Source organism: Thalassospira sp. CH_XMU1458 (genome assembly GCF_037027205.1).
GTDB classification, from domain to species: domain Bacteria; phylum Pseudomonadota; class Alphaproteobacteria; order Rhodospirillales; family Thalassospiraceae; genus Thalassospira; species Thalassospira tepidiphila.
The window spans coordinates 1,085,102-1,109,300 of record NZ_JAYMDW010000001.1 but is presented as its reverse complement, the minus strand read 5'-3'; the positions used below and the strand labels follow the sequence as shown (position 1 = coordinate 1,109,300).

The 24,199-nt window shown below is 45.7% G+C and carries 22 protein-coding genes; all 22 read right to left on the bottom strand.

Annotation, left to right across the window (positions count from 1 at the left end):
- Nucleotides 1-2: 2 nt before the first annotated feature.
- Entirely contained in the window at nt 3-944 is a 942-nt protein-coding gene (locus tag WBY09_RS05030) for a Gfo/Idh/MocA family oxidoreductase (protein WP_064779732.1), read from the bottom strand.
- Nucleotides 945-1,008: 64 nt separating this feature from the next.
- On the bottom strand, nt 1,009-2,145 hold the full coding sequence (locus WBY09_RS05025) for a glycosyltransferase family 4 protein (RefSeq protein WP_064779733.1): 1,137 nt from the start codon (nt 2,143-2,145) through the stop codon (nt 1,009-1,011).
- On the bottom strand, nt 2,142-3,263 hold the full coding sequence (locus WBY09_RS05020) for an N-acetyl sugar amidotransferase (RefSeq protein WP_064779734.1): 1,122 nt from the start codon (nt 3,261-3,263) through the stop codon (nt 2,142-2,144). The genes WBY09_RS05025 and WBY09_RS05020 overlap by 4 nt, the downstream gene beginning before the upstream one ends.
- Complete coding sequence (locus WBY09_RS05015) at nt 3,263-4,021, bottom strand: AglZ/HisF2 family acetamidino modification protein (protein WP_064779735.1); 759 nt, start codon at nt 4,019-4,021, stop codon at nt 3,263-3,265. Before WBY09_RS05015 ends, WBY09_RS05020 begins: the two co-directional genes overlap by 1 nt.
- Entirely contained in the window at nt 4,018-4,641 is a 624-nt protein-coding gene (gene hisH / locus WBY09_RS05010; RefSeq protein ID WP_064779736.1) for an imidazole glycerol phosphate synthase subunit HisH, read from the bottom strand. Before hisH ends, WBY09_RS05015 begins: the two co-directional genes overlap by 4 nt.
- 2 nt (nt 4,642-4,643) lie before the next feature.
- A complete protein-coding gene (asnB, locus tag WBY09_RS05005; protein WP_064779737.1) occupies nt 4,644-6,596 on the bottom strand; it encodes an asparagine synthase (glutamine-hydrolyzing) in 1,953 nt (650 codons plus the stop codon).
- 10 nt (nt 6,597-6,606) lie between these two features.
- Entirely contained in the window at nt 6,607-7,245 is a 639-nt protein-coding gene (locus WBY09_RS05000; RefSeq protein ID WP_336232128.1) for an acetyltransferase, read from the bottom strand.
- Complete coding sequence (locus WBY09_RS04995; protein ID WP_286791713.1) at nt 7,246-8,103, bottom strand: NHL repeat-containing protein; 858 nt, start codon at nt 8,101-8,103, stop codon at nt 7,246-7,248. It lies immediately after the preceding gene.
- A 126-nt stretch (nt 8,104-8,229) separates the two neighbouring features.
- Nucleotides 8,230-9,168: a Gfo/Idh/MocA family protein gene (locus WBY09_RS04990; RefSeq protein WP_209272103.1), complete on the bottom strand. Its 939-nt coding sequence runs from the start codon at nt 9,166-9,168 to the stop codon at nt 8,230-8,232.
- Nucleotides 9,169-9,207: 39 nt separating this feature from the next.
- On the bottom strand, nt 9,208-10,617 hold the full coding sequence (locus WBY09_RS04985; RefSeq protein ID WP_197145868.1) for a hypothetical protein: 1,410 nt from the start codon (nt 10,615-10,617) through the stop codon (nt 9,208-9,210).
- An 89-nt stretch (nt 10,618-10,706) separates the two neighbouring features.
- The gene (locus WBY09_RS04980; RefSeq protein ID WP_167351182.1) at nt 10,707-11,909 is read right to left on the bottom strand and encodes a hypothetical protein; all 1,203 of its coding nucleotides are present in this window, start codon (nt 11,907-11,909) and stop codon (nt 10,707-10,709) included.
- A gap of 289 nt (nt 11,910-12,198) precedes the next feature.
- Nucleotides 12,199-13,329 (bottom strand): hypothetical protein, encoded by a 1,131-nt coding sequence (locus tag WBY09_RS04975; RefSeq protein WP_064779742.1) that lies wholly within the window; start codon nt 13,327-13,329, stop codon nt 12,199-12,201.
- A gap of 5 nt (nt 13,330-13,334) precedes the next feature.
- Nucleotides 13,335-14,354, bottom strand: a complete 1,020-nt coding sequence (locus tag WBY09_RS04970; RefSeq protein ID WP_064779743.1) for a phosphotransferase — start codon at nt 14,352-14,354, stop codon at nt 13,335-13,337.
- Nucleotides 14,341-15,423, bottom strand: coding sequence for an N-acetylneuraminate synthase family protein (locus WBY09_RS04965; RefSeq protein WP_064779744.1), 1,083 nt, complete (start codon nt 15,421-15,423; stop codon nt 14,341-14,343). Before WBY09_RS04965 ends, WBY09_RS04970 begins: the two co-directional genes overlap by 14 nt.
- 505 nt (nt 15,424-15,928) lie before the next feature.
- Complete coding sequence (locus WBY09_RS04960) at nt 15,929-16,654, bottom strand: class I SAM-dependent methyltransferase (RefSeq protein WP_167351183.1); 726 nt, start codon at nt 16,652-16,654, stop codon at nt 15,929-15,931.
- Complete coding sequence (locus tag WBY09_RS04955; RefSeq protein WP_064779746.1) at nt 16,647-17,360, bottom strand: acylneuraminate cytidylyltransferase family protein; 714 nt, start codon at nt 17,358-17,360, stop codon at nt 16,647-16,649. The genes WBY09_RS04960 and WBY09_RS04955 overlap by 8 nt, the downstream gene beginning before the upstream one ends.
- 9 nt (nt 17,361-17,369) lie before the next feature.
- The gene (locus tag WBY09_RS04950; RefSeq protein WP_197145872.1) at nt 17,370-19,211 is read right to left on the bottom strand and encodes an ABC transporter ATP-binding protein; all 1,842 of its coding nucleotides are present in this window, start codon (nt 19,209-19,211) and stop codon (nt 17,370-17,372) included.
- 40 nt (nt 19,212-19,251) lie between these two features.
- Nucleotides 19,252-20,568: an N-acetyl sugar amidotransferase gene (locus WBY09_RS04945; protein ID WP_197145880.1), complete on the bottom strand. Its 1,317-nt coding sequence runs from the start codon at nt 20,566-20,568 to the stop codon at nt 19,252-19,254.
- A gap of 377 nt (nt 20,569-20,945) precedes the next feature.
- On the bottom strand, nt 20,946-21,761 hold the full coding sequence (locus WBY09_RS04940; protein ID WP_197145882.1) for an SDR family oxidoreductase: 816 nt from the start codon (nt 21,759-21,761) through the stop codon (nt 20,946-20,948).
- Nucleotides 21,754-22,668 carry a Gfo/Idh/MocA family oxidoreductase gene (locus tag WBY09_RS04935; protein ID WP_167351184.1) on the bottom strand — a complete coding sequence of 305 codons (915 nt, stop codon included), beginning with the start codon at nt 22,666-22,668 and terminating at the stop codon, nt 21,754-21,756. Before WBY09_RS04935 ends, WBY09_RS04940 begins: the two co-directional genes overlap by 8 nt.
- On the bottom strand, nt 22,662-23,489 hold the full coding sequence (locus WBY09_RS04930; protein WP_197145884.1) for an SDR family NAD(P)-dependent oxidoreductase: 828 nt from the start codon (nt 23,487-23,489) through the stop codon (nt 22,662-22,664). The genes WBY09_RS04935 and WBY09_RS04930 overlap by 7 nt, the downstream gene beginning before the upstream one ends.
- Nucleotides 23,464-24,156: an acylneuraminate cytidylyltransferase family protein gene (locus WBY09_RS04925; protein WP_064779752.1), complete on the bottom strand. Its 693-nt coding sequence runs from the start codon at nt 24,154-24,156 to the stop codon at nt 23,464-23,466. The genes WBY09_RS04930 and WBY09_RS04925 overlap by 26 nt, the downstream gene beginning before the upstream one ends.
- Nucleotides 24,157-24,199: the final 43 nt, after the last annotated feature.

The window sequence follows — 24,199 nt, the reverse complement described above, 5'->3', positions numbered from 1 at the left end:
CGTTAGTTTCGCTCTATAACAAAGGAATGCATATCGCCTTTTTGCGGTTCCAAAGCTTTGCTGCGAATTGACGATACCAACTCAATTGATGGACGCACCTGATCTATACCAAACCCACCGCCGTTAAGAATATCTTGGTAACTCCGCGTATGCAGGTCTGTAAACCCACCAGAGAACTCAACTTCATCACCATCGACGGTGATTGATCGATAGGTCGTTTGACCATCTGGGGTTTGGGTTGGAAGGTCATTTCGATCGACTGAGAGGAACCAGCGGACACGCGCACGTTTGAATTCTAGATATCCTGCTGCATGGCTCGGCTCACGAACATGCACATTATTACACTGCAACTCACCGAACACAAATGAAAGCATATCGTAAAAATGCACCCCAATATTCGTAGCAATTCCGCCTGATTTCGCTTCATTTCCTTTCCATGACACATAGTACCAAGCACCGCGCGATGTAATGTAGGTCAGGTCGACTTCAAATATCTTATCGATTGGAGCCGCATCAATGCGTTGTTTTAGAGCCATAATCGCGGGATGGAGTCGGAGCTGCAAAATTGTGTAAAGCGTCCTGCCGGTATGCTGCTCCATCTCTTGCAAGCCATCAAGGTTCCATGGATTCAGCACCAACGGCTTTTCACATATTACATCTGCCCCGGATCTCAAACCGAAGCGTGAGTGCGCATCGTGCAAATAGTTCGGCGAACAAACACACATGTAGTCCACACCGTTTCCTGAACGGGATAGGACATCAATATGACGGTCAAAGCGCTCAAACTCCGTAAAAAAACTTGCGTCTGGAAAATAACTGTCCATAGCCCCAACGCTGTCTGCAGGATCAAAAGCCGCAACCAGCTCACCCTGAACTTCCTTTATCGCCCTCATGTGCCGTGGCGCGATATATCCGGCAGCTCCGATTAACGCGAATTTATTCATATCGAGAAAGTCCCAGAATCTTTATGAAATAGTGATGAGATATGCTACTTTTGTAGTATCTATTTTACGTTGCCTTAAATGAAAGAACGGCCTGAAGAACACTATCTGTGTCCTTAGCCCTAGCTAGCCAAGAATGGCTTTGAACAACTACTCTCCGCGCATTTTCAGACCATTTCAGGCGCTGATCTTCTGACTCGACGAGCTTCGACACGGCATTTGCCAAAACCTCCGGCTGCCCTGGCTCGATAACTATGCCGCAATTCTCTTCACGTATGAGTTCTGCTTGAAACGGCTGATTGGTAGCAATTACTGGAACGCCGGACGACAAACTTTCGAACAACTTGAGGGGGGCCAACCCTGTGACTGCCCGTCCCTCCAAGTTTTCGGGGCAGACTAAAGCCCCTGTCGCGCGCGCAACAATTGTAGCTAATGTCTGATAAGGCACCCGGCCATAATAGTGCACGTGGTCTAGACGTTCTGCTGCCATTTCGACAAATTCACGATCTTCGCCATCACCCGCAAAAACCACATGCATCCCAGCTGGCCAAGCAGGTTCTTCGATTGCTTCTAGGATAGTTCGAATACCCTGCCAACGAGCCATGGTGCCAAAAAAAATCAAAAACCTTCTAGGCAATATTTCTGTTAAACCGTTCACTTCTTTGGCAGCCTCAGGAGAAAACACATCTGTATTTGCGCCGTTTGGGATTAACGAGACAAACTTCTCTTCTCCGCAGATTTTCTTGGAAAGACTTACCAGACCGGGCGTAACAGCCACCACAGCATCCGACCAATTGAGTTGACTCTTCATCAACCAAGAGAAGAATGCCTTGAATCTTCTTGTATGTGGCCAGGCGATAAACAAATCATCTATTGGGCCGTTGACTTCTACAACGGTTGGAACACCGCCTATTTTAGCCCAAAGCGCCAATGGCCAAGCCGCGAAATGCCAGCGCATGTAATAAATGTCTGGCTGCCTCCTGAAAATAATAAGCGTTAAACTACGAGCAATCCCCGCCACCCGAGACAAAGCCCCGGGCAACCTACTCTGCTCATAATCAGGACAAAACAGATCAACCTGCCACCCTATATCCCTAAGATGGCGAACAATTTCGTGAACATGCGTATAGGACGCATGGCCCTCTCTGTTAGGCTCAGGACTGAGATAAGCCAGACGATATTTTTTGGTAGCCACCTGCGTCATAGCCCCAATTTTTCCGCTATATCCTTAATTATAATGCGAATATTCTTATCCGTGCGGTAGCAACTGTGGGGAACAGGGTCTGCCGCCATGACAGTATCAAACTCTCCCTGGCTTAGATTAAGCTTTTTAAGGACGTAGGCTTGATCTCTGCGAAGTTCATCTTCTTGGTACAAAGGTTTTTCGAGCTCCAACAGCGCTTGCGCTCGTGTGAGCTCACCATTTCTAACTAAAGCTGACAGATGGACTTTTCGTTTATCAATATTAAATTTGACCGGTAAAATGTACGCTTGGTAGAATTTCGTAAATATCGATTCGTAGTGTTTTCCTCCATAATATGTCCATCCAGTTTCCTCACTCAAAACTTTCATAGCAGCATCTTTGCGAAAATTAACTAGATTAAGAATTTCGACAAACTCGAACCCCATGTGGAATTTTCGCCGAATTGTACTCTTTAATAAACCCATACGAGGAAATGACGTTAGCTTAATTTCGCCAAATTTTCTGTGGATGTCTTCAATATTCGTAAGGTCATTCTTGTTCCACACCCAAGTTCTAGGCATACCGTGTTCTGTGGCAATATTGGTGCCCGAAAGAACATACCGAACGTTATGACGCTTAGCTAAATCAAACATTGACGCCATAATTGCGTGGTCGGAGAGCATCTCTATGTCGACGACACCGGCACGGATAAAACTCCGTTGTAAATCCCTGAATTCAGGCCAATTAATTACGTAGGTTTCGAGGTCAAATCCGAAAGCATCGACTAGGGTCTTAATATTCTTCACAGCAACTTCGGAATTCCATCCATTGTCGAAATGCACCGCCAAGACTCTCAAACCAAGTTTATGAGCGAGCAATGCAACGTAAGATGAGTCTACCCCGCCAGACATACCTACAACTGCATCGTATTTCCGATCAGCTGAGTAGCTGCGAATTCTATCCACCAGTTGACCGATCTTCTGCCGAGTTTCGTCTGGTGTTAGTTTAACCTGTGCCAGGCTCAACTCTGCCTGTTTGCAATGGTTACATACCCCAAACTGATCAAACGAAATTTCGGGATCTGAGGTGTCCATTACACATTTCGAACAAATTTGGCTGTCTAAAGTGCGATCATTCATTACGGTAAGACATTCTCAAGTTCACTACGGTTCGGATACGATATCAGCACGGCACGATGAGGGCCGTGATAAATGAAGAAGCTTCCGGCAGCCACGGCAGATGCGCCAGCTTTCGTTGCTTTTTCAAAATCTGCGATATCTCTAGCACCACCGCAAGCCACTATCGGAATGTCTACACAACTTGCAACCTCATTAATCAGCTGCAAATCATATCCCGATAGAGTTCCATCTTGATCAATTGCATTCAGAAGTATTTCCCCTGCTCCGCGCATAACCATTTCCTGTGCGAAGTCCTTCGGCTTTTGCCCGGTCTTCCGCGTGCCACCATGGGTCATCGCATGATATTGCCTCGTAATCCCTTGCTTTTTTACATCGATTGAAACGACAACACTTTGCGACCCGAAGCGCTTAGCCAAAATACTGACCAAGCCAGGATCATCGGCAAGAATACTGTTGAGAACGACTTTCTCCACTCCCAGGGCAAGCAACTCACCAGCCTGCCTCTCGGTTGTTATACCTCCTCCATATGCAACCGGCATAAATGCCTCGCTTACGATCTCACCAATGGCATTAAAGTCAGGAGCTCTTCCTTGCTTGCTTGCCGATATATCAAGCACCATTAATTCATCGACTTCTTTACTGTTAAATATCCGGACAGCGTTAATCGGATCACCCACGTAAGATGGTCTCTTGTAGCCCGTTGTCTTAACAAGTCCTCCATCAGCGATCAGGAGGCAAGGAATCACTCTAGTTTTCATCCTGCTTCAAGCCCTGAAAACCTCTCAAAAAGCTTCATGCCGAAACGATGGCTTTTTTCCGGGTGGAACTGTGCGCCAAATATGTTTCCTCGTTCCACAACCGCTGTTATGTCGGAGCCGTGCCACACAGTCCCTATCACATCTTCAGCCTTATGACAGACGACATGATAAGAATGCACAAAATAGAATCTGTTTTGATCTGCCGTGTCATCAAACAGACGACCACCTCGAACGAGTTTCAACTCGCTCCACCCCATATGAGGAACCCGCAGTTTTTGAGCATTATCTTGAAGGTCAAAACGCTTTGCCCTGCCATGAATCCACCCCAAGCCAGCAAGGTCGCCTTCATCGCTACCATCACACAACAATTGCATTCCGAGGCAGATACCAAGAACAGGCACTTTGCGATCCAGAACAGCTTCATTTAGTGCCTCTGTGAAGCAAAGCTCGTTTAGGCTTCGCATACCGTGATCGAATGCTCCCACACCCGGCAGGATAATCTTTTCGGCAGTTTTTATCTGTTTCCAGTCGGTCGCTATCTCTGCCTTGATCCCGAGATAGTTTAGCATATTGGTTATAGAACCAATATTTCCTGCCCCCCAGTTCACTACGGTAATCATCTCTATACCCGAACTTTAAATCGTTTCATCCACAGCCCAAAGCAAATCATTCTCCACAGCCTAGAATTGTATGGAAGATCACCATCAATCATCGCCGAGCCAATGTTGAACGCTTCTTCTTTCAGTATCCCCTGAGAGTTTTCTACGGCATCTTTGAGCATCCTTTTGAAATCGGCAGGACTGTCCTTACACACCCAAATTTCCTCCGGCGTTACAAACCCCATCTTATCTTTTCGGTTTCGAACCTTTTCCGGCAGCAACTGCTTCATTGCGGAGCGCAGAATTCTCTTAGATACCCCACCATCAAACTTATATTCATCCGGCATGCTGAGCACTAACTCAATAAGACGATAATCCATAAACGGTGCCCGACTTTCTATGGAATGCGCCATAGAGTCCCGATCCACCCACTTTAACTGCATCGGCAAGCTGGTCGCAGTTAACTGAGCGCGAGACAAACCTGAGAGATTTGGTTCCTGTCGCTTTTGAAGGCTCTGCATCGGATCGACAGGCATAATTCCCAATAACTCGGTGTTGATCCACGAAGGGCAAGACACTGAGCGCCCGCTTAATTTTCTAGCAAATTGCCGTAACCAATTAGGAGCCAGGTTATCAAGTATCTCGACAAGTAGAAAAAGAAGAGCTTTGTTCTGATATTTTCTTTGCGCTGAAAACTCTTTCAAGAACTGCCCAAATTTTCCTCTGGTGAGAAGGGAGGATAGGAAAAAACCAACATTACTCTTATATCCTGCAAGGGTTTCGTCAGCACCATGACCGTCAAGCACGACCTTTATCCCCGCCTCTTTTGATTCCTTGAAGACTCTCCACTCTGCGTAGACACTGGTCGATCCGAAAGGCTCATCATGGTGCCAGATAAGCATGTCCAAATCACGCCGCAAGCCATCATTATCAGGATAAATCATATGTTGAACGGTTGATGTTTTTGATGAGACAGAATCAATAAAATCGCCTTCATCAAATCGTTTGTCGACAGCTCTGGCTGAGAACGTGTGCATTGTTTTAGCGTCGCTTTCTCGATTAAGCACATCCGCCACACAAACGATAGATGAGGAATCTAGCCCCCCTGACAAGGCAGCACCAACTTCAACATCTGCATTTAGCCGAAGTTTTACAGCATTAACGAAGACGTTTCTAAAATTCACAACCGAGTCTTTATAAGGCTGCCTCCAACACTTTTGAGGTAACTCATACCACTGCTTTATTGGTAACGCGGAAGCTATTTCATCAATATTGCATTGAACGTAATGGCCCGCAGGCAATTGCCAAACACCTTCAAACAAGGTTTTTGAAGTATGGTCGGTTAAACCCCAGTTCAAATAATCGAATGCAGCCTTGCGTTCCAACTTGGGAGCCCAATTGGATAGAAAGGTAAATTGTTTTATTTCAGAAGCTAGAGCCAGAGACTGAGCATCCGGACGCCACCAGTACAGAGGCTTGACCCCATATCGGTCACGAGCAGCGAAGATGGTTTCGGAAATCGAGTCAAATATAACAAATGAAAACATGCCGTTAAGATGACGTAGGCAATCATTCCCCCATTCAGCGTAGGCGCAGATTAGGACTTCGGTATCAGAGTCCGAAGTGAATCCGTAACCTTTAACCTCCAACTCTGCTCGAAGTTCCTTGAAGTTATATATCTCGCCATTGAATGTGATCCAGTATCGTCTTTGAGATCCAAAACTCATTGGTTGACTCGCGGCACTGGACACATCAGTAATCGCCAACCGCCTGTGTCCTAGAGCGACTCTTGTTCTCTCTGACTTCAGTTGAAGTGCCTCTTTGCGAGTGCAAGTAAGTTTCTGTCGGCCATCTTGACTGAAAAAAGCATAACCTTGACCGTCGGGCCCCCGATGAACGATCGCATCGCACATTTTCACCAAGTCATGTGCTTGGCTTCTTGCAGTTTGTGAAATAAGCGCAGCAATTCCACACATCTTCCAAACCTTATTGTTTAGGGGATTTAGCGATCTGGCGAGCAGGAACACCTACCCAACAGGTATCCTGTGGAAGAGATCGGATTACAACTGTCCCTGCTCCAACGACAGCGTGTTGGCCTACCTCTAGATTCGGAGAAATTACTGCGCCCGCGCCAATCATAGCACCGCGCCGCAAAGAAACACCACCCGTCAGTATTGCTCCGGGAGATATCGAGGAAAAATCCGCGATATCGCAGTCATGATCAATAGATGAGCTTGTATTAACAATGACATGACATCCAATCCGGACACCTACATTTATTGTTGCGGAGGCAGCAACGAACGAACCATCGCCAATCTGCACATCGTCGGCCACAACAGCATTAGGATGAACTACGGTTGCAAAGTCTTTTATACTAATCTTAGCTGCGACCGATTGTCGTAAAGCGTTATCTCCAATCCCCACAATCACCTTTAAATCAGCTATACTTTTCTTGAGATTTGTAAGTATATCGTCTCCACCGAGAATGGGCAGCCCGTCTACAAGAAGTCCTGCAGGTAAGTTGTTGTCAAGGTATCCAAGGACGGAAAATTTCCCGGATTTCTGTGCCGCAGATGCAATAACGCGAGCATGACCAGAAGCACCGGCAACTACTAGACTATCCATTTAAAGTAAACTCTTTACGTAAACTTCGCCTTTTGCTGAGTTTGCCACTACGCATCTACCATCAAATATTTGTGCATCATATGGGTTCTCAAGCGGGAGACTGTAATCATCAGCCACAAAGCGCCCTTCGGCGTCGAACCACTGCAATCGACTGTTCCCCCAGTCGGTAACGACTAAGTTTGCGTGGCTATCGAAACTTATCGATACAGGTGCGTAAAAAGCTCCGAGGCTCTTTGACGCTTCCACGGACTTTGCAGTACGTACCCACCCCTTTTTCTCACCTCCAAGACATCCGATAAATTCGCCGTCAGGGCTAAATTTCTGCAACCGGTGATTCCATGTATCGACAACGATCAGGTTTCCTTCATGATCAGTTCTTGCCATATGCGGCCGATCAAAGAAACAAGCACCACTTCCAGGCATGAAACCTTCACTTTCTCTAAACCCAGGCCTCCCGCCCCCAAGTGCGCCTTTCAGTGACATTGTATAAGTGTCATATGCAAACACTGCGTTCAAGCGATACTCAGTAACCCAAAGAAGACCATTTGCACCTAAAACCCCGGTGGCGGGTCCAGCCAAAGTAGGCTCATTATCCTCTCCTCTCCCCCATACTTTAAGGAGGCTCCCCTCCGAAGAGAGCATAATGACGCCGGGATCATAATATGTGGTAACAAACATCGCACCATCAGCCGCAACTGCAATCGAATGCGGGCCATTAAAGTCCAAAGGTTTTCGACGCTTGTGTGATTGCACCCGACCATTTAGCACTTCGACTGGGGATGACCACCCGGCGACATTGTCTAGCCACTGAAAATATTCGAGTTTCGCATCGAACCGAAAAATACAATGCAAATCCATGTCTGCAACGTAATATCTTCCCTGCAGATCTGCAGCTAATCCAAAAGGCCTTCCAAAACCAGTGAGACAACACGCTCCCGAGATAGTTTCTCGGCTGATGACCGGGCGAAACCGCGAAAACAACTGTCAAACACCAAAAATCTGGTTGATGAGCCGCATCGTATGAAGGCTATCTTCAAGGCTAACCGCGTGACTTTCCTCCCCCCTCACCCGAGCGATGACAGCCTCGGCCTGACGCAAAAAACCGGCCTTAAACTCAACATCAATCGGATCAATTTCCACGGGATTTTGAACGCGTTCATTCACATTTTGGTAAGCTGCTTTTTCCAGTGGTTGCATTACCCACCGGCGGCTTGGAGTACTCAAAGCACAAGCCCATGGCCCAGGCCCCTTCCAAATCCCTTCATATAAAGCGCTATCACCACTATCAAAGTTTATGTGAGCCAGAACCACTTCAGTATCTGCACCCTTCCAAGGCATAACAGGCTGAACATTTGTAACTTTCCCTCTGCATAGGCAAAGCATCATATCAATGACGTGAATAGAATTGGCATACATAAATTTCTGCACAACCTCTTCAGGATGCCCATGCAAGCGAGCCTCTTCGTAATTTTGTTGATCCTGAACATGAACGTAGCGGTGCTCATTTCGTTGTTCAACATCGAGAAGAATATTTTGCAAGCTGCTGTAAAACCTGCGATTAAACCCGACCATAACAGGTTTATCTCGCCCTTTTGCCGCAGCAGCTATATCTTCTGCATCACTCAAGTCGTAGCCAGCAGGTTTCTCTAGTAAAACGGCCCAATCATGAACGAAGACCTCCTTAGCGACAGCATTTGCTGCGAGCTCAGGAACAGCAACTACCACCAGATGTGCAGCACTTTTTTCCTTTAGCTCCGCAATGTTGTCGCAGACATTGCCAAAGTTGTGCTCTTGTGCCAGAGCTTCGGCTTTCGCACGGGTCCTGCTGTAGATCCCGGTAACTTGCACACCATTCAGAGCACTAAAAGCCCGAATGTGCTCCTTTGCCATCGACCCTGCGCCGACTATTGCCACATTAATCATTTAACCTCTCACAACTAACAGCAGCTATCTAACACCGCATTACTCAGAAGCTCTAACAACGTCCTCGTATGCGCACATTTCTTCAATAAGGGCGACAATTCGATCTGCAGACTTCCCATCCAGCATCCCCCAACGATGGGCGGCCAGCTTTGCATCACGCTGAAGATCCCGAAACTTGTCACAATTAGGCCTTAGGCTTTCAAGCGCATTCTTGAAACTATCCTCTGAGGCAACGGTAAGCACGCCCGGCACCCCCTTGAAATCGTCATAGTCGTAGTGGAAAAGGTCATAGTTAACAACGGGCACTTCGCAAGCAATGGCCCACCTGATCGTAGCCGAAGCAAAAGCCAAATAAACATCAGACAAAGCTACTAGCCTAGCTGTATCAAATTCAGTAACAATAATCCCATACTTTTCGAGCCCGATTCCCATTTCCAAATTATTGGGGTGCGGGCGGAAAATTACATCATAAACATTCGTGAGAGGTTTAAGGAGAGTTCCCAAGCGAACAATGAACTGGTGGAAGTCGCTGTATTCGAAACCGGAAGGACAACAACCGGATTGATCAGGGCATCCCCCAACAACCAATATAGGCTTATCCCCCTCGATATGCAGGTCGCCCTTCAATCTGCTCACTTCTTGTGCTTTATTATTTTTAAACTGTGCCAGATGATCATCCGAAATTGACCCAACCACTCTTATTTTTTTTTTCGGAATTCCGGACTGCAGATAATAATGTTTCATTGCCAAATTTTCGACCGCGATCACGTTTGCAAAACCCGAATTCATCATCCAAGGATTTGGCGGAGAGGTTTTAGTGAGAATCTGCCCCAGAATATAAGGAGCTGGCATTCTTACCAAAGATACCCCATCTTGGCTCATAACCCAATTCGGGAATAGTTTTCCCATTGCGCGGTTCCAGATTCCTTTCAAATGATAATGCGCATTTCCACATAAACTCTTGAATGCCTCTTGTTCATTTGCAATCGTGTATGGAATTATTACTGTCGGTATATTTAACTCATGCCCAGCTTTAATTATTAGCGGAGATATATACCCAACTACATCTTCAGGAACGATGATAACATCTGGACTTGATGTTTTGACGACCCCCTTCAACGCTCTTTTTTCAGATAAATAAAAACAAACAATTCTAACCGAATTATACAGAATCAATAAAGTCGTATATTTTGTCAAAAACTCCTTTATTTTTCCCAAAAAAATTCTTTTAGAGAGCGCTAGAAGATAATCATATAATCTTGTGAAACTAGATAATCTATCTGACGATGCTTCTGTTTTAGAACGCCTTCCCATACCAATTTGGCGTAACTCAACGTGAGAGAAGTCACCTTCATTCTCCTCTTGTTTAATGGAAGCAATGATATCAGTATCACTTCCGGTTTCCCCATGAAAATACAGGAAATGAATTTCCCAACCTTTATTTTTCAAAGTTTTAGCGCATCTCCTCATTTCGACATAGTCTGATGGTCTCTGAGAAACAAGAAGAGCCCTGCCTGAAGAGGCCTTATGGTTTATCTTCAAAGCACTAAATCCTCAACTGAAGGCGCATCAACGCTATATATACCGACTTTAGCAGTCAAATATGAATTGGAAACATCAGAAACATCGCTATTAAGCTCTTTGTTAAACTTCCCAACTATTTGGAAAAATTCGCTTTTGTCAAAGCAAGGAACAACGAATTCCGCCAACTCTGGCATTCTAAAGGTCTCGTCAATCCCCATTCCACTATTACGCTCTTGCAGCCCAATTACCGACAACCCGATTCCGATTGCTTCAACCATCATCAATGAAGTGTATCCAACAACTACATCTGAGGCTATGATTGCATCGAAAGCCTCAACGTCATCAGGCACAACCGAAACAGTGCTGGGATATTTCTTGGCTAATTTGCGGTATTCTCGCGCGCTTTGCCGCTCAAGCGGGTGAATTTTTATACTTAAATGGAACAGGTTACTTTGTGCACTTGTCATGCCTTCAAGCACATTCGTCCAGAAACTAATAGCATCTCTCCGGACGTAACCTTGAGTGGGGAATAGTAACTTTAATGGTCTAGGGCCACCCGGTTTTTCAAGTTTCCTTTGCTGCGACCACAGTTGCCGATACTCTTCAATCAGAGGATTTCGCGCGACAAGGATGTTTTCTGGTGACCAGTATCCGGCTTGGCGTAATTGCCTTGCCCATACCTCCCCAAAGACTACTTGGGAATCTGGGATCGCCCGCATGAAAGGCACATACCTGTGGCGTTTACTCCAAGAGTAGTCTGGCTCCCTTGTACTAAACATGCCGTGCTGGATTTCAGTTACATGGATCCCCAAAGATTTTGCGGCAGCAAGTTCGGGAACTTTTCCGTCGGCGTCTAAGACGATGACCTTACTGACCCGAGAACGAGCCAAAAGGCACCTAGTAAATAAAAATCTACAGCAAAAGCGAGCTAGTTGGTCAGAAATTAGATTAAATACCTCGTTCACATCAAGATGTGGGAATTCTTTTAAGAGCTCATCGGATAGAAGCTTAGCAATTTTTTGTTCCTTCTCTCTTTTTCTGAGGACACTCGCAAAAACCGCAACTACCGAACTAATTCCATAATCTTCAATTTCCCCGGGAAAAGGAAACCGCTTTCCTGCACGCCCCCAAGGAAAGCGATAATGTATCCATGATCGATTTCGTTCTATTCGCTCAAGATTTCCAAGATGAGGGTGAAGTTTCTGACCACTTGGCAATAATACAGGCCGCGCCTCATAGAATACAGCGCCACTCTTATGAGAGGGGTACGACAAGTTGGCGACAACCTGCCATAAGCCTGAAGATATTCTAAGGACAACCTCCGAGAACGCTATCCGGCTCCCCCCTTCAATAGCAACCGAATTGTTGAGACAGTATAGCCATAGTCTCTCTTTAACTATCGGCCATGCCCACCAACCGCGGAATGAAGTCTCAAGAATTACAGGATTATTGTCTAGACGAATAAATCGCGAGTTTACCTCTTCGTGACTTGGATTGGGGAGTACCTTAGCGTGCATTGGTTGCTACAAGAGAACTATGAATGTGATTAAGAACGATTTCAGGGGCTTTAATAGGACTTGGCAAGTGCTTTGCTGCAGACCAATACTTCTCTTTAACCCGCTTAGAACCGGCCAACGCCAAAACACTCGATAGGTCTCGAACGTCGTTAATTGCCAGGACCAAGCCCGATTTTAAGTACGGAAATTCATCGAGTTTAACCATCTTGTGGAAATAATCGATAATCTCTGGATCAAAAAACAAGGAGACCGGTGTGATAAGTGGAACCTCAGAAAAATAGTTCAAATAGGCAACATCATAGGTGCAATTTGAAAATGCGCTACATACGACATCACACGTCAAAAGAGAGTGCTCGACATCTTGCCCCTGGCAGATAACACATGGCATCCCAGCATCCGCAAAACGCTGAACGGTCCAACGTATATCGCCTTTATCTTCTCTGGGATGTGGTCGGTATAGCGCTTTGTATTCTCCCTTTTGAGCGATCATTGCATCGACCCATGCATTCAAAGTATTCCTGTATCCTTTAACCCAGTGCAATGCCTGCCCATAAAACCCAACGACAGTTGTTTCTTTGGATGCACCAATTCGCCTTCTTTCTTTTTCTCTAATCGCATTAATATCCATGCTTTGGTAGGCGGAGTGCCGAGGGGACCCCACACTGACAGCATTAAGCCCATGACGGTTTTCGCTTAGACGCACAGCCTCATCGTCCAGGGCGAAATATAGCTGAGCTCGGGCCCCAAAAAACTGGTTAGCCTCCCCCCAGAAGTCTTGCATAACGAATTTTGGCCCCTTGAAAACAGCTGTAATTGCTTCATCCAGCCCCCCATCAAATGGAGTAGACAATCCACTCAAAACAGCGTCTGGCTTCAAAGAATCGATCAGATCCCGCGATTTTTGAAGTAGATTTTCCCCTTCAACCGAAGGCATTTCTTTAGCGGGCGGAAGATCCACTACGGTGGTTAGAAAGCCTGCCTCATCAAAATACCTGCTCGCCGGCTGCTGCGTAACGATATCGATATGAAGGTCATCAAAGTTCCTAGAACACTTAGCTATTTCGATTAGATGAAGAGCTGCTGCAGGATCTCTTGCTGTAAGAAGTATTTTGTATTTCAAAGATATTAGTCCTTAAAAATATTTAGAATCACTTCAGCGCGATAACGGGACATTTTCTCAAGAAAGAAGAATTTTTTCCATTCACTTTCTAAAACTTTTGACCCGGAAAGCTCTCCATTGACAAGAACCATCAATGATCGAAGTGCGAGGGATCTAAGAACTTGAACAGGTTCAATATAGACGCTTTGTAGTTCTGTCTTTATTTGAGATCTATATCCATGCAGGAACGCCTTTCCTAATCGGCTTGCTTCCAAATCGTTGTCTACACGAACTAAAACAAAACGCTCAATTGCAAATAAAACCTCGTATTCAACAGGAAGAACGCTATGAGCAGTATCTTCAAAATCCATAAAAACAGGAGTGTTGTTCAAAATCAGCACGTTACCGGGGTTAACGTCCCCATGCAAAGGCTGTGTGAACCATTGAGATCTCTCAAAATCAAGTTCTGCGTCGTTCGCTAAGTTTAAAAGACGTTGCGGATAGGGGCCTAGTTCCACTCCACTACTCACAATATATTGTCGAGTTTTTGATAAGGCCTTTAATCTTTGCGCAGTCCTAAGCCTCCAACGTTCACGATGAGGCACGTTCCTTAGAGCCTTATGCAACTTAGCAAGGCTAACACCAAATGCAAAAAGCTCATCTACAGCTAACCCAACACGACGCCCCTCAAGATAGGGCATTTTGACGATGACTTCGCCACTCGGCAGTCGGTACTGACCTGACGCAACAACTACAGGAACTTTGTTAGAAGCGAGCCACGCGCTGGCTTTTTCTGCCTCTTCTGATTGACATACTTCACTGTCTTCTAATATTTTAAAAATGAATTTCCGGCCGTCTGGCTCGTCGAGCCTAAACATTCGATCAGACACAACGTCACCAAACTTTGCTGCCCAGAACTTCCCTTCGGAACCAACAACTTTTGCTATTTGGAAAGCGATATCTTTGGAAGCGACCTCCCAACCTGGTATCGCTGGCTCTAGCCCTTCCCAAGCTGGTGGGCGAATACTAAAGTTACTGGGCGACATCGGCCCACTGAATCGGCAGCCCAGCCAACACTTTTCTCGAGAGTTTCCGACCGCGAACACTATCCCAGTCTTGAACTGGGATGCCGCGACACGGAAATGCAAAACGCACGTTACCGAAATCAATAGGGTCGCCAACACTCATATCTTTGGCCGCCACTAGGCACTGACGCTGTGAAGTTCCTATCACTCCCTCAATCGGAATCCCTATGTCTCGTTCGAAATTACCGAGAGATAACCAAACATTATGTACCGAACGCAGGACTTCTGGCAGATCATCAAGATCCATGGTGTGTGAAATATCAATATCGAGATCATCAGGATCGACATGCACCCCCTTTTCGACAACAGCAGCTCCGAGAGCTATTGCTGCATAGAGCATTTCAATGCCGGTGTGATGATCAGACAGGCCTACAGGCAGATTGAACCTCTCCCTGTAGGTTTGAAGTATCCTCAGGTTATGCGCTTTTGGCAATGCTGGATGGCCATCGGGACTGTGTTCGACAACAATGTCATTACATCCGGCCTCCCTCGCCGCTTTGACCGCCATTTCGACTTCCAAGAGAGTTGCACGGCCAGTATCTATTACAAGAGGCAGCCCCTTAGTAGCGCAGTGCCGAATTAGTGGAATATGCACCAAATTTGCTGAGGCTATCTTTAAGGAGCAAGCTCCTATTTCATGCGCAAAGTCTGCTCCTTTGAAGTCGTAAACAGATACAATAAAGGGCGCCCCTGCATCACTACAATTACGCAAGATCTTCTCGTAGCTGTTGAGTGAGAGTACCTTACGCTCTATTAAATCTCTGTAGTTTTCCTGCTGTACTCGGCCATCTTTAGATGCATAAGTTTCAAGTGTGTCACCAGGCAAACATATCTCCGCATCGTGGAGAATTTCCGTTTTTAGTACCATTGGCTGTTCAGCGATTGATTGCCCAATGCCAATTATCCGCTGGACCATTTCTGAAGCCAACTCAACATCTTGACCAAAAAAACCCCCGATTTCCGCTAAAAACACCGGTGGCTTATCTTCCGAGTTGAGCTCATATCCGCCCAGCGAAAAAGAATGCACCATTCGAAATAACCCTTAACGTTAGTTTATCTGTTGGAAAGCCGAGATCAGATGCTTGACTTTATTCAGTTAATTTTGGCAAAGCCACGCTTGGGGCGTTTTCCATCACGCCCCAGAGCTTCTGCTTTGTACGATTGAGAATGTGCTCGTTCTTAATGTATACTCCGTTTTAAACAACTTCTTCGAGAAGTTTACAGTAGACGGAACCCCTTCTCAAAAACGAATTAAAACGCAGAATCACACTTGTGCACTTTCAACCAACACACTTCGTAATTCACCACATAGCTTTCGCAACCTAGCTATTTCGTACGATGGTGACAAAATACGTCAAAAGACATCATGTTCAACAATCGATCCAAAAAATTAAACCAAGGCGATCGTGAGGCTACAACAAACAGTATATCCCAGCACCTCTCGGGTAGCTATTATCCCGGCAAATTAAAGTTCACCCATTAATTTTACGTAGGGCAAAAGCACGTAGTCGGGATAGAAGACGCACCGCTATAGCTTATTTTTGGGGCTTGTGTACGATCATAAAATAGTGATCAATCATAATCTTAAGGCCATTGGTTAGCTGCAAATCTCGATATTGCGTCTGCATTGTCCAAGTTCTTATTGGATCCTCCCGTCTTGGAATATCGAACGGTATCTGGAAACGCTGTAGCTCGAGCCTTGCCCCCAGGTCCGCCACTAATTCTTCAATGGTCTCCCTACTGAATATATTCCAACCAGTCTCCCAAGAACCCGGAGAACCATCAGGTCGCTTACGATGACGTATCATCGCGTCAACACCAAACTCGTTCAGAGGAGATAAGACGACAATTAACCCCCCCGGTTTAGTAACTCGATAGAGATTGTCCCAGTACGCATTTATTTCTAACTCATTAAAAATAGACATACAGCCTATTGAGGTAACGAGGTCAAATTTTTCAAACAAAGAGGCGGGTAACTCCAGCGCTGAGGCACGCGTAAATTGCGCCTCAGGGAGAAGCCTTGATCCCACATCTAAAAGGCTCTGAGTTACATCAACACCAACTAGTTCACACTCTTTAAATTCCGTCGACAAGAATCCAAGTAATTCGCCAGCGGCACAGCCTACATCCAAAACACTAGAACAATCCTCACCAATGCGCTTCTTTAGGATGTTTAGTAGCGACTTAAACGTCTCCTTCGGCTCATTACTCCAACCTTCATCTATGTAATGCTGATGATTTCTGTAGGTTGCATTACTCAAAATATGCCTCCTTACGAGCCTTCAAAATTAGTTCAGCCAACTGGAAATCAAATTCGTCGTCAATATCCACGCTATCAATTCTACTCATCAAATAAGGGACGCTTGGTTTACAATAGAATCTTTGTTCAGCTCTAAAAATGTCTGCATTTACTACATATATAGCGCCATTCTGCTGGTAGACGTCAGTCATATTTTGTCTGCGCGCTTCCATGTCCCGGTCAGTTGTAAACGGGCGAATTTCTGAATTCTCAATGAGAACCGTTTTCCCGGGATGCACAGCCACTTCACAAATGCTCATTGCCGAAGCCCCGTTGGCGTTTTCATACGCGCTAATACATTCGTCAATATTTTCCGCTGTCCTCAATGGAGATGTCGGTTGCAACAAGACCACAGTTTCTGGGTGAACACCCTGACTATCTAAAGTCCGCAATGCGTGGATAACTACTTCGTGATTTTGGGCAGTATCTGATGCTAGTATACTAGGCCTTTCAATTACGTTGGCCCCAGCAGCTGCAGCGCAAGTAGCTATTTCGATGTCGTCAGTAGACACATAGACTGCGTCTATTGCTTTAGCACTCAAAGCTGCCTCAATTGAGTACACCACAAGCGGTTTGTTCAATAGTAATCTTACATTTTTTCGCAGAATTCCCTTTGAGCCCCCGCGAGCCGGTATTATTGCGACAACTTTCGCGTTTTCTTCTTCCATGTTCACCAACTACTTCGAAGGAGCCATTTGTGAGAGATCAACAAGGGATCGGAATTGTAGACACTCATTATAAAGTTGTTCAAACGTTCCTGTCTGCAGTATACGCCCACTATCAAGCATAATAATCCTATCGCAATCACGTAATGTACTGAGCCGGTGAGCAATCATTATGATTGTGGAGTTTTTCCTGATTTCACAAAGGGCATCACTGAATGCCTTTTCATTAGCCGAGTCCAAGCCGGAAGTCGCTTCATCAAAAACCAAAAAATCTGGTCTCTCATAAAGCACGCGGGCAATCCCCAAACGCTGTCTTTGCCCACCGGAAAAACGGGAACCATCCTCTCCTACGAACTCGTGAATCCCATTTGGGAGGGTGCTTACAAATTCCTTCATTTGAGCTATCTCGAGGGCTTCCCAAACTTTCTGCTCATCAATATCTTCCGAAGCTTCGCCGAAGGCCACATTACGAGCCACCGTATCTTCGATAATAAAAACCGATTGAGGAACAAAACCGATATGTTTGTGCCAAGCACGCAAGTTTTTTTGCTCGCTAAGAGGCACATCATCAACCAAAATTGTCCCATTTTTGGGCGCAACCAAACCCATAAGAAGGGCAACTAGAGTGCTTTTCCCAGCTCCTGAGGCACCCGTAATCCCAATAGTTTCTCCCTTGAAGATCTCAAAATCCGCGCTCTCCACCGCGCAAGCCTGTGATTCTGGGTAGCAATATGAAACATCTTTGAAAGTAATTTTTGACTTGAAGGGTAAAGGATCAGGCTCAGTTACAGGCTTAAATATTCCTCGCTCAAGCTGATGGAATTCGTCAGCAATTATATCCACTGCATTGTTACTGATGTTCATCAATTGTAGCGAACCTAAAATTCGGTTTATTACCGGTGTCAGGCGAAAAAACGACGCCGCAAGGAGACCCAAAATAGCTAGTCCTGGCTGCTCTTGAGTGCTAAAAAACATCACATAGGTCACGACCGACAATATGCCAACGATAACCGCTCCCTCTGTTACCAGAGGAGGAATAGTTGCCATGAAGTTATAATGGGCTTGCCTTCCAAAGTTTCTAAACTCCACTTTCGCATATGCATCTAAAAAGAAATTTTCTTTTGCAGTTAATTTTGTTTCTTTAATCATACCAATAGACTGACGCATTATACTTTGGCGAACTTTGAAAAGATCGTTCAGCTCAGCCCCGATTTTCTTAAAAGGCCCTCTCATGAAAGCGTAAAGTGCCCAAGAAACGAAAGCGATTAGCAACAAGCTAAGCAACATTTCTACAGGCAAAACAAAAGTTAGTAGAATACAAAGCCCAATTAATATTGCGAAATTAACTAGTAAATTAATAAAAGGCGCAATAAATTGATCATATACAGCGGCCGTCAACGCCATATTTCGAATGATTTCTGAACTAGACTTGGCTAAGTGAACGCTATAGTCAGAGAAGAGATAAATATTCATCAATCTCTTTGAAAGATCTCCCTTCCATTGCGCTAAAGAACGCATCTGCATCCAATTGAACATGAGCATATAAGCGTTCTTACCAAGCAAAACTAGCCCAATCAGTCCAATAATAGCTATCGACAATGTAGTGTCTGATTCAATTCCAACAAAGTCGACTACTTGAGGAAGATACGGAATATTGGCAATTTTGTCAGGTGCAACTATAACGACTAGGAGCGGGAACACCAACCCCACCCCTGTCATTTCTATAAGTGCAGCAACAAAGCTTAGAACGACAAAGCCAAAAAATTGAGCCCAGCGAACAGATATTTCAGCTGCCACAAAGTCTAGCCCAACGGGAGACAAAGTTAGCCTTAGAAGTTTTAGCAGTTTTGACATGTAACCCTACTCGTCACGTTCTGCATATTTAAGCTTTTCACTAGGCGTCGTCACAAACAGTGCGCCTTAATTGCCATTGATTCCCTTCAAACTTCCAAAGGTGTGGTGAACGAAAAGTATTAGTTAACCTATCAAAGTATTCTCTATTCATTTCCGGGTGCTCAAACATTTTCGATGCTACAGGAAAATCTTTTGGGCTAATACTCAGGTAATCGAAGTTTTCCTTCTCAAACCTTTCGGAATATTCCCCATCAAATCGACGCACTAGACTAATTGCTTCATCTCTATCAATTTCGCCATTCCTAATTTCTTGCGAAGAATCATAGGTTGCGCGCCCAATACCAAACTTGATGAAAGTAGTATAGTAGTGCAGGTCATCAATCTTATCGTCAATGGAGCTATATTTGCTGTAGGTTCCTGCAGAACGCTCAGGAGCGGCCTCAAAACCACCATGCTCGACAGAGTAGTAGTAACATTCTTGCGGGTGCCACGGAATGTAATAACCAAGATAGTGCACGTCGACGTTTGCCTGCTTCAGTAACTCTGGATTTGGTGGCATATATGGCTTCAAATCGTGCTCACTCAGACCAAATGAGCTTTTGAGCTCAGCAACGGAGGTTCCCGCCAAGTAAATTTGGGATTGGTCTGGACTAGAAAAGAATTCCCAGTCTTTTGTCGCTTTGTCATCGGCAGCAGACGAATTGCCATATTCCGTCGGATTCTCGCCATAAAACACCAACGGGATGCCAAGCTGAGCAGCCATTTTAGGGGGGAAGTACATCTGTCCCATAATAAACGGCTGGAACGGATGGAACATCTGCTCCAACGCCAAACGCGTTAGAAGCCTATGAGCACGTCCATTGGGAGTGAAAAGATAGTTGTCGAACCCTGCATGCATCCAAGCTTGGAAATTTCGCCAGCCCCAATCAGTATATATATGGGGGGCCCAAGTAACAGTCAGTGGGTTCATTCCATATTCATACTTGAGCTTGTGAGCAGCAAAAAAACTATCCTTGCCTCCCGACCCGGGCACAAGACAATCGTATCCGCCGTCGTTCCGTCTATATCTGTCACATAGTTCACGGAGCCGTTGTTCACGCTCAACCCAATCAATATTCTTCTTTTTCTCAGCAATTCTGCAAGCGGCGCACACACCTTCATCGTCGAAGTCAACAGTCGGCTTGTTTGAAGCCCTAGTATGTTTGTACTCCTTTTCGGAGTTTGGCTTCTGGTTGCTATACGTACACGATTTGCAGAACTTCACGTTAGATGGCAGGCCATAAAACGGCTTGGCATCTGAAACATCTGCGGCGTATTGCGACAAATCTACGGGCTTTGGGTACGGAATGCGTTCCATAATGCTATCCTGTTGTTACTGTTTCGCTACAAAGGGCAGTTTTTTGGGGCTTCATAGCGACCTATATAGGCATTAGTCGCCGCAGCGTTCTCGCGGCTTTACTTTGGCTACGACTCAGAACAACATCATTCAGATGTCGGCAGTCTAATCTGGTTGCAGACGGTCATGATGAGTTAAATTAGGCAAGCTATCCAATAGGTACAAATTTAGCTCTGCAGTAACTGATTTTGAAGCCACCTTCAACCTGTATGAGGAGGGAAAGGACTCCAATGCGGCTCAGAGTCTTGTGAGCTAGTAATATCGAATGCTCAGCGACGGCAAGAAAAAGGCAGACGTTTCCCAAGTTACCCTTAAACACCAACCTTTAGAGCGACGAATCACCAAACCGATAGACCTCCATCGACCATCACATTTTGGCCGGTGAAATAGCTTGAAGCGTCTGACGCTAAGAACAAAATGGCTCCGTGCAGTTCGTCATCCCTACCCATACGCCCTAGTGGAATGCGTGCGCTGTACTTTTTTTTGAAGGTCTCGTTTTGCCCACTTTCAACTCCTCCCGGAGACAAAACGTTCACACGAATGTTTGCTTCTGCCCAATATGTTGCGAGATAGTTAGAAAGACCTATCAAGGCTGCTTTTGAGGCGCTATAGACTGCGGGTGTGTTAATTGCCACCCCCATGTATTCAGAGCCTTCATAAATCCTTTGGTCAGGCGCCAATACACCGTAAATTGAGGACGTATTAATTATACTCCCCCCGTTCCCCTGCTTGACCATTTGTGCGCCTACGGCCTGAGCGACCAGAAATGCGCCGTCGATGTTTATCGACATCACCTTACGCCAAAGATCAAGGTCATAGCTTTCGAACGGAGCAAAAAAGGCATTGAGATCGTCTGCTTTACTTGCTGCATTGTTCAATAAAACATCGATAGAGCTAAATTGTCTAACGGCAGAATTTACCATTGATGTCACACTATCCTTGTCCGCAACATCACATGCCAAAGGCATTATCTGAGCGCCTGGAACATTTTGGAGAATGTCCTCACAGGCCTTTTTAGCTCGCTCAATGGTTATATCGACAAGCACTACTGAAGCACCATACTCGGCGAGTACCTTGCAAAACCCCTTGCCTAAAATACCTCCACCGCCCGTAACTAGTGCAGTTTTTCCCGTCAGGTCAAAGTGTTTATGCATTGGAGACCTCAAGCATCTGAGATGGGGGCATCGATTTTGCCAGTCGAATCAAATTCATCGTACCGATAACGCTGTCTGGTGCTATTGGAGGTTTACGATCGACAACCATATTAAAAAAGCGCTCAAGAGTTCGCCGGAATGCCATAAAGTTATTGGCTAACTCCAAGTGCAAATTTCCGTTTTCTCCGTAAATGTTTATTCGAAAAGTCTTAGCAACCTTTCCGAGGCAATCCAAGCGAAGCGCAACGTCATTGTCGTAGCGGATATCATAAGACTCGTAGCCGGTATCCGCCCGAGAAATAAATCTCGGCTTACTGAATCCAAGTCCAGAGAGAGCATCCAAGATATGAATGCCGTACTTATCAAGGTCATTCACCACCGTCGCAGATACAAATCGAATATCGCCAATTTTATCCTTATTCTGTGTATATTCTTCAAGTTCGATCGCATAACGAAGGCCAGAGGTTGACATCAGCAAGCCAGCCTTGAGATATGGCTGGAAGGCCTCCAGTTCTGAAATATCCAGACTCAAAGGTTTATCAATGAAGACAGGGATACCAGCTTCTAGGAATGGCATTGCAAATTTCGCATGCGTCTGCCAATCGTCCCTGGCAATAATTAAAGCGTCAATTTGCCCCAGCATTTCTTCAGGCGCTTTAACTGCCCGCTCAATATTGCAAGCTGCGCATAGCTTCTGAGTCAAGGAGTGATCCTGCGTCCACGCACAACAGATTCTCGCGTCGCCAACCCCAAACCTGTCAGCAGGCTGGCGACTTAGATAATCAAGAATAACTGGCCATCCGGCCTCAGAAAATGCTTTGCGATCATAGCCGTTTACGATCGCCGAAAAGGAAAACGGATGACCGTTTCCCTCGCTGAAGCCAATGATGCCAGTACGGATCACCATACTGCCCATCCCCCGTCAACACATATGTTCTGCCCCGTAATATAGGCACCAGCGTCACTGCATAGCAGCCCAGCAGCTCCTTTAATATCAATTGGGATACCGATACGTCCCATGGGATTTTTTGCTTTAAGCCTCTCGATAAAATCCGGGTTTTCTAACTGCGTGCTTTCGAACGGAAAGGGGCCAGGACTAATACAATTGACCCTGATACCTTGAGGCGCCAAGAAGCTCGCCAAATATTTAGAAAGCTGTATAACCCCAGCTTTAGCCGCCCCGTAACTTGGTGGGTTTGCGAAACGTTCACTGTCATACATCCGATAATCTGGTGCGACGTGACCGTACATCGATGCAATATTCAGGATAACACCGCTTCTCGGAGACAGGAGCGGAACGGCCGATTTAATAGTTCGAAAAACACCATTCAAGCATACTTCGATATCCAGATCCCAATCCTCATCCGAAATCGACTCAAATGTATTCTTGCGACCTGACCACCCGGTGTTGACCAAGATATCCAGTCCGCCCTCTGTAACCTTCGACGCCTCTTCACAAAGTTTTCGGATTGAATTTCGATCCGTAATATCCACGCCCAAAGCTTGGTGATCACCCTTGAACCTCTCAGACAACTGTTTCACAAATGTCTGACACTTTCCCTTGTCGCGGCTAGCGACAATTACCCGAGCACCAAGCTCTGCAAGAGTGTACGAGATCTCACCACCAAGAAGACCAGCACCACCGATAACTAGCGCATCTCGACCTTTTAATGACAAAAGGTCGTTTAGGCTGCGCGCTTCTTTAGGATTCGAGTATGGCGTTTGCAATTATAAGATCCTTTCTATCATCAATATCTATCACTTTGTCTTTAGAGATAATCTCAGCCCCGATCTTACCAAACAGAATATTGGGTCCGTTTGTCGGAAGTCTATCGGCTCGGAAAGCGTAAACAGCACCGTTCAGCTGATAAGCGGCGGAAAGTTCCTGACGGGGTTTCCATGGAATTGCACCATCGATGAAAGGCTTTGGGATACCTTGTTCAATCTTCCAACATCTTTCCGGATTGATCTCCGCACTATGAAAAGTCGCAATTGAATCTAATTCTTCATCTAGCATTCTTCTCAGGCAATTTAAGATCATCTCAGGAGTGCGAAACGGAGATGTCGCTTCGAGCAGCACAATGATGTCGGGAGCTTTACCCTCTTGCTGCTGCTGACTAAAGAAATGCCGCACAGCATCGACCACAAGAGCAGAATCCGTTGCAAGTTCGTCCGGTCGCCAGTGAATCTTTGCTCCTAGATCTGCTGCAACCGTACCGATTTTCTCGTCATCTGTGGAAACAAACACTTCATCAATTTCGGGCGTGGCAAAAGCAACATCAACAGGCCACGCTAGCAGAGGCTTACCCCCCAGATCACAAAGATTCTTGTAAGGAATCGACTTACTTCCCCCTCTAGCAGGAGTGAGAGAAACGACCCTTTTCCCATTCAACATTATTCAAGCGCCCACTTAAGATTAAGGCAATTAATCAACACTC

Excerpts from the sequence above, each read along its gene's own strand:
- hisH (WP_064779736.1), bottom strand. The coding sequence starts at position 4,641 with ATGATTACCGTAGTGAACTGGGGGGCAGGAAATATTGGTTCTATAACC.
- WBY09_RS04965 (WP_064779744.1), bottom strand. The coding sequence starts at position 15,423 with ATGGTGCATTCTTTTTCGCTGGGCGGATATGAGCTCAACTCGGAAGAT.
- WBY09_RS04950 (WP_197145872.1), bottom strand. The coding sequence starts at position 19,211 with ATGTCAAAACTGCTAAAACTTCTAAGGCTAACTTTGTCTCCCGTTGGG.
- WBY09_RS04970 (WP_064779743.1), bottom strand. The coding sequence starts at position 14,354 with ATGTCGCCCAGTAACTTTAGTATTCGCCCACCAGCTTGGGAAGGGCTA.
- WBY09_RS05020 (WP_064779734.1), bottom strand. The coding sequence starts at position 3,263 with ATGAATGATCGCACTTTAGACAGCCAAATTTGTTCGAAATGTGTAATG.
- WBY09_RS05025 (WP_064779733.1), bottom strand. The coding sequence starts at position 2,145 with ATGACGCAGGTGGCTACCAAAAAATATCGTCTGGCTTATCTCAGTCCT.
- asnB (WP_064779737.1), bottom strand. The coding sequence starts at position 6,596 with ATGTGTGGAATTGCTGCGCTTATTTCACAAACTGCAAGAAGCCAAGCA.
- WBY09_RS04935 (WP_167351184.1), bottom strand. The coding sequence starts at position 22,668 with ATGGTGATCCGTACTGGCATCATTGGCTTCAGCGAGGGAAACGGTCAT.
- WBY09_RS04925 (WP_064779752.1), bottom strand. The coding sequence starts at position 24,156 with ATGTTGAATGGGAAAAGGGTCGTTTCTCTCACTCCTGCTAGAGGGGGA.
- WBY09_RS05000 (WP_336232128.1), bottom strand. The coding sequence starts at position 7,245 with ATGGATAGTCTAGTAGTTGCCGGTGCTTCTGGTCATGCTCGCGTTATT.
- WBY09_RS05030 (WP_064779732.1), bottom strand. The coding sequence starts at position 944 with ATGAATAAATTCGCGTTAATCGGAGCTGCCGGATATATCGCGCCACGG.
- WBY09_RS04940 (WP_197145882.1), bottom strand. The coding sequence starts at position 21,761 with ATGCATAAACACTTTGACCTGACGGGAAAAACTGCACTAGTTACGGGC.
- WBY09_RS04955 (WP_064779746.1), bottom strand. The coding sequence starts at position 17,360 with ATGGAAGAAGAAAACGCGAAAGTTGTCGCAATAATACCGGCTCGCGGG.
- WBY09_RS04990 (WP_209272103.1), bottom strand. The coding sequence starts at position 9,168 with ATGATTAATGTGGCAATAGTCGGCGCAGGGTCGATGGCAAAGGAGCAC.
- WBY09_RS05015 (WP_064779735.1), bottom strand. The coding sequence starts at position 4,021 with ATGAAAACTAGAGTGATTCCTTGCCTCCTGATCGCTGATGGAGGACTT.
- WBY09_RS04995 (WP_286791713.1), bottom strand. The coding sequence starts at position 8,103 with ATGGATTTGCATTGTATTTTTCGGTTCGATGCGAAACTCGAATATTTT.
- WBY09_RS04945 (WP_197145880.1), bottom strand. The coding sequence starts at position 20,568 with ATGGAACGCATTCCGTACCCAAAGCCCGTAGATTTGTCGCAATACGCC.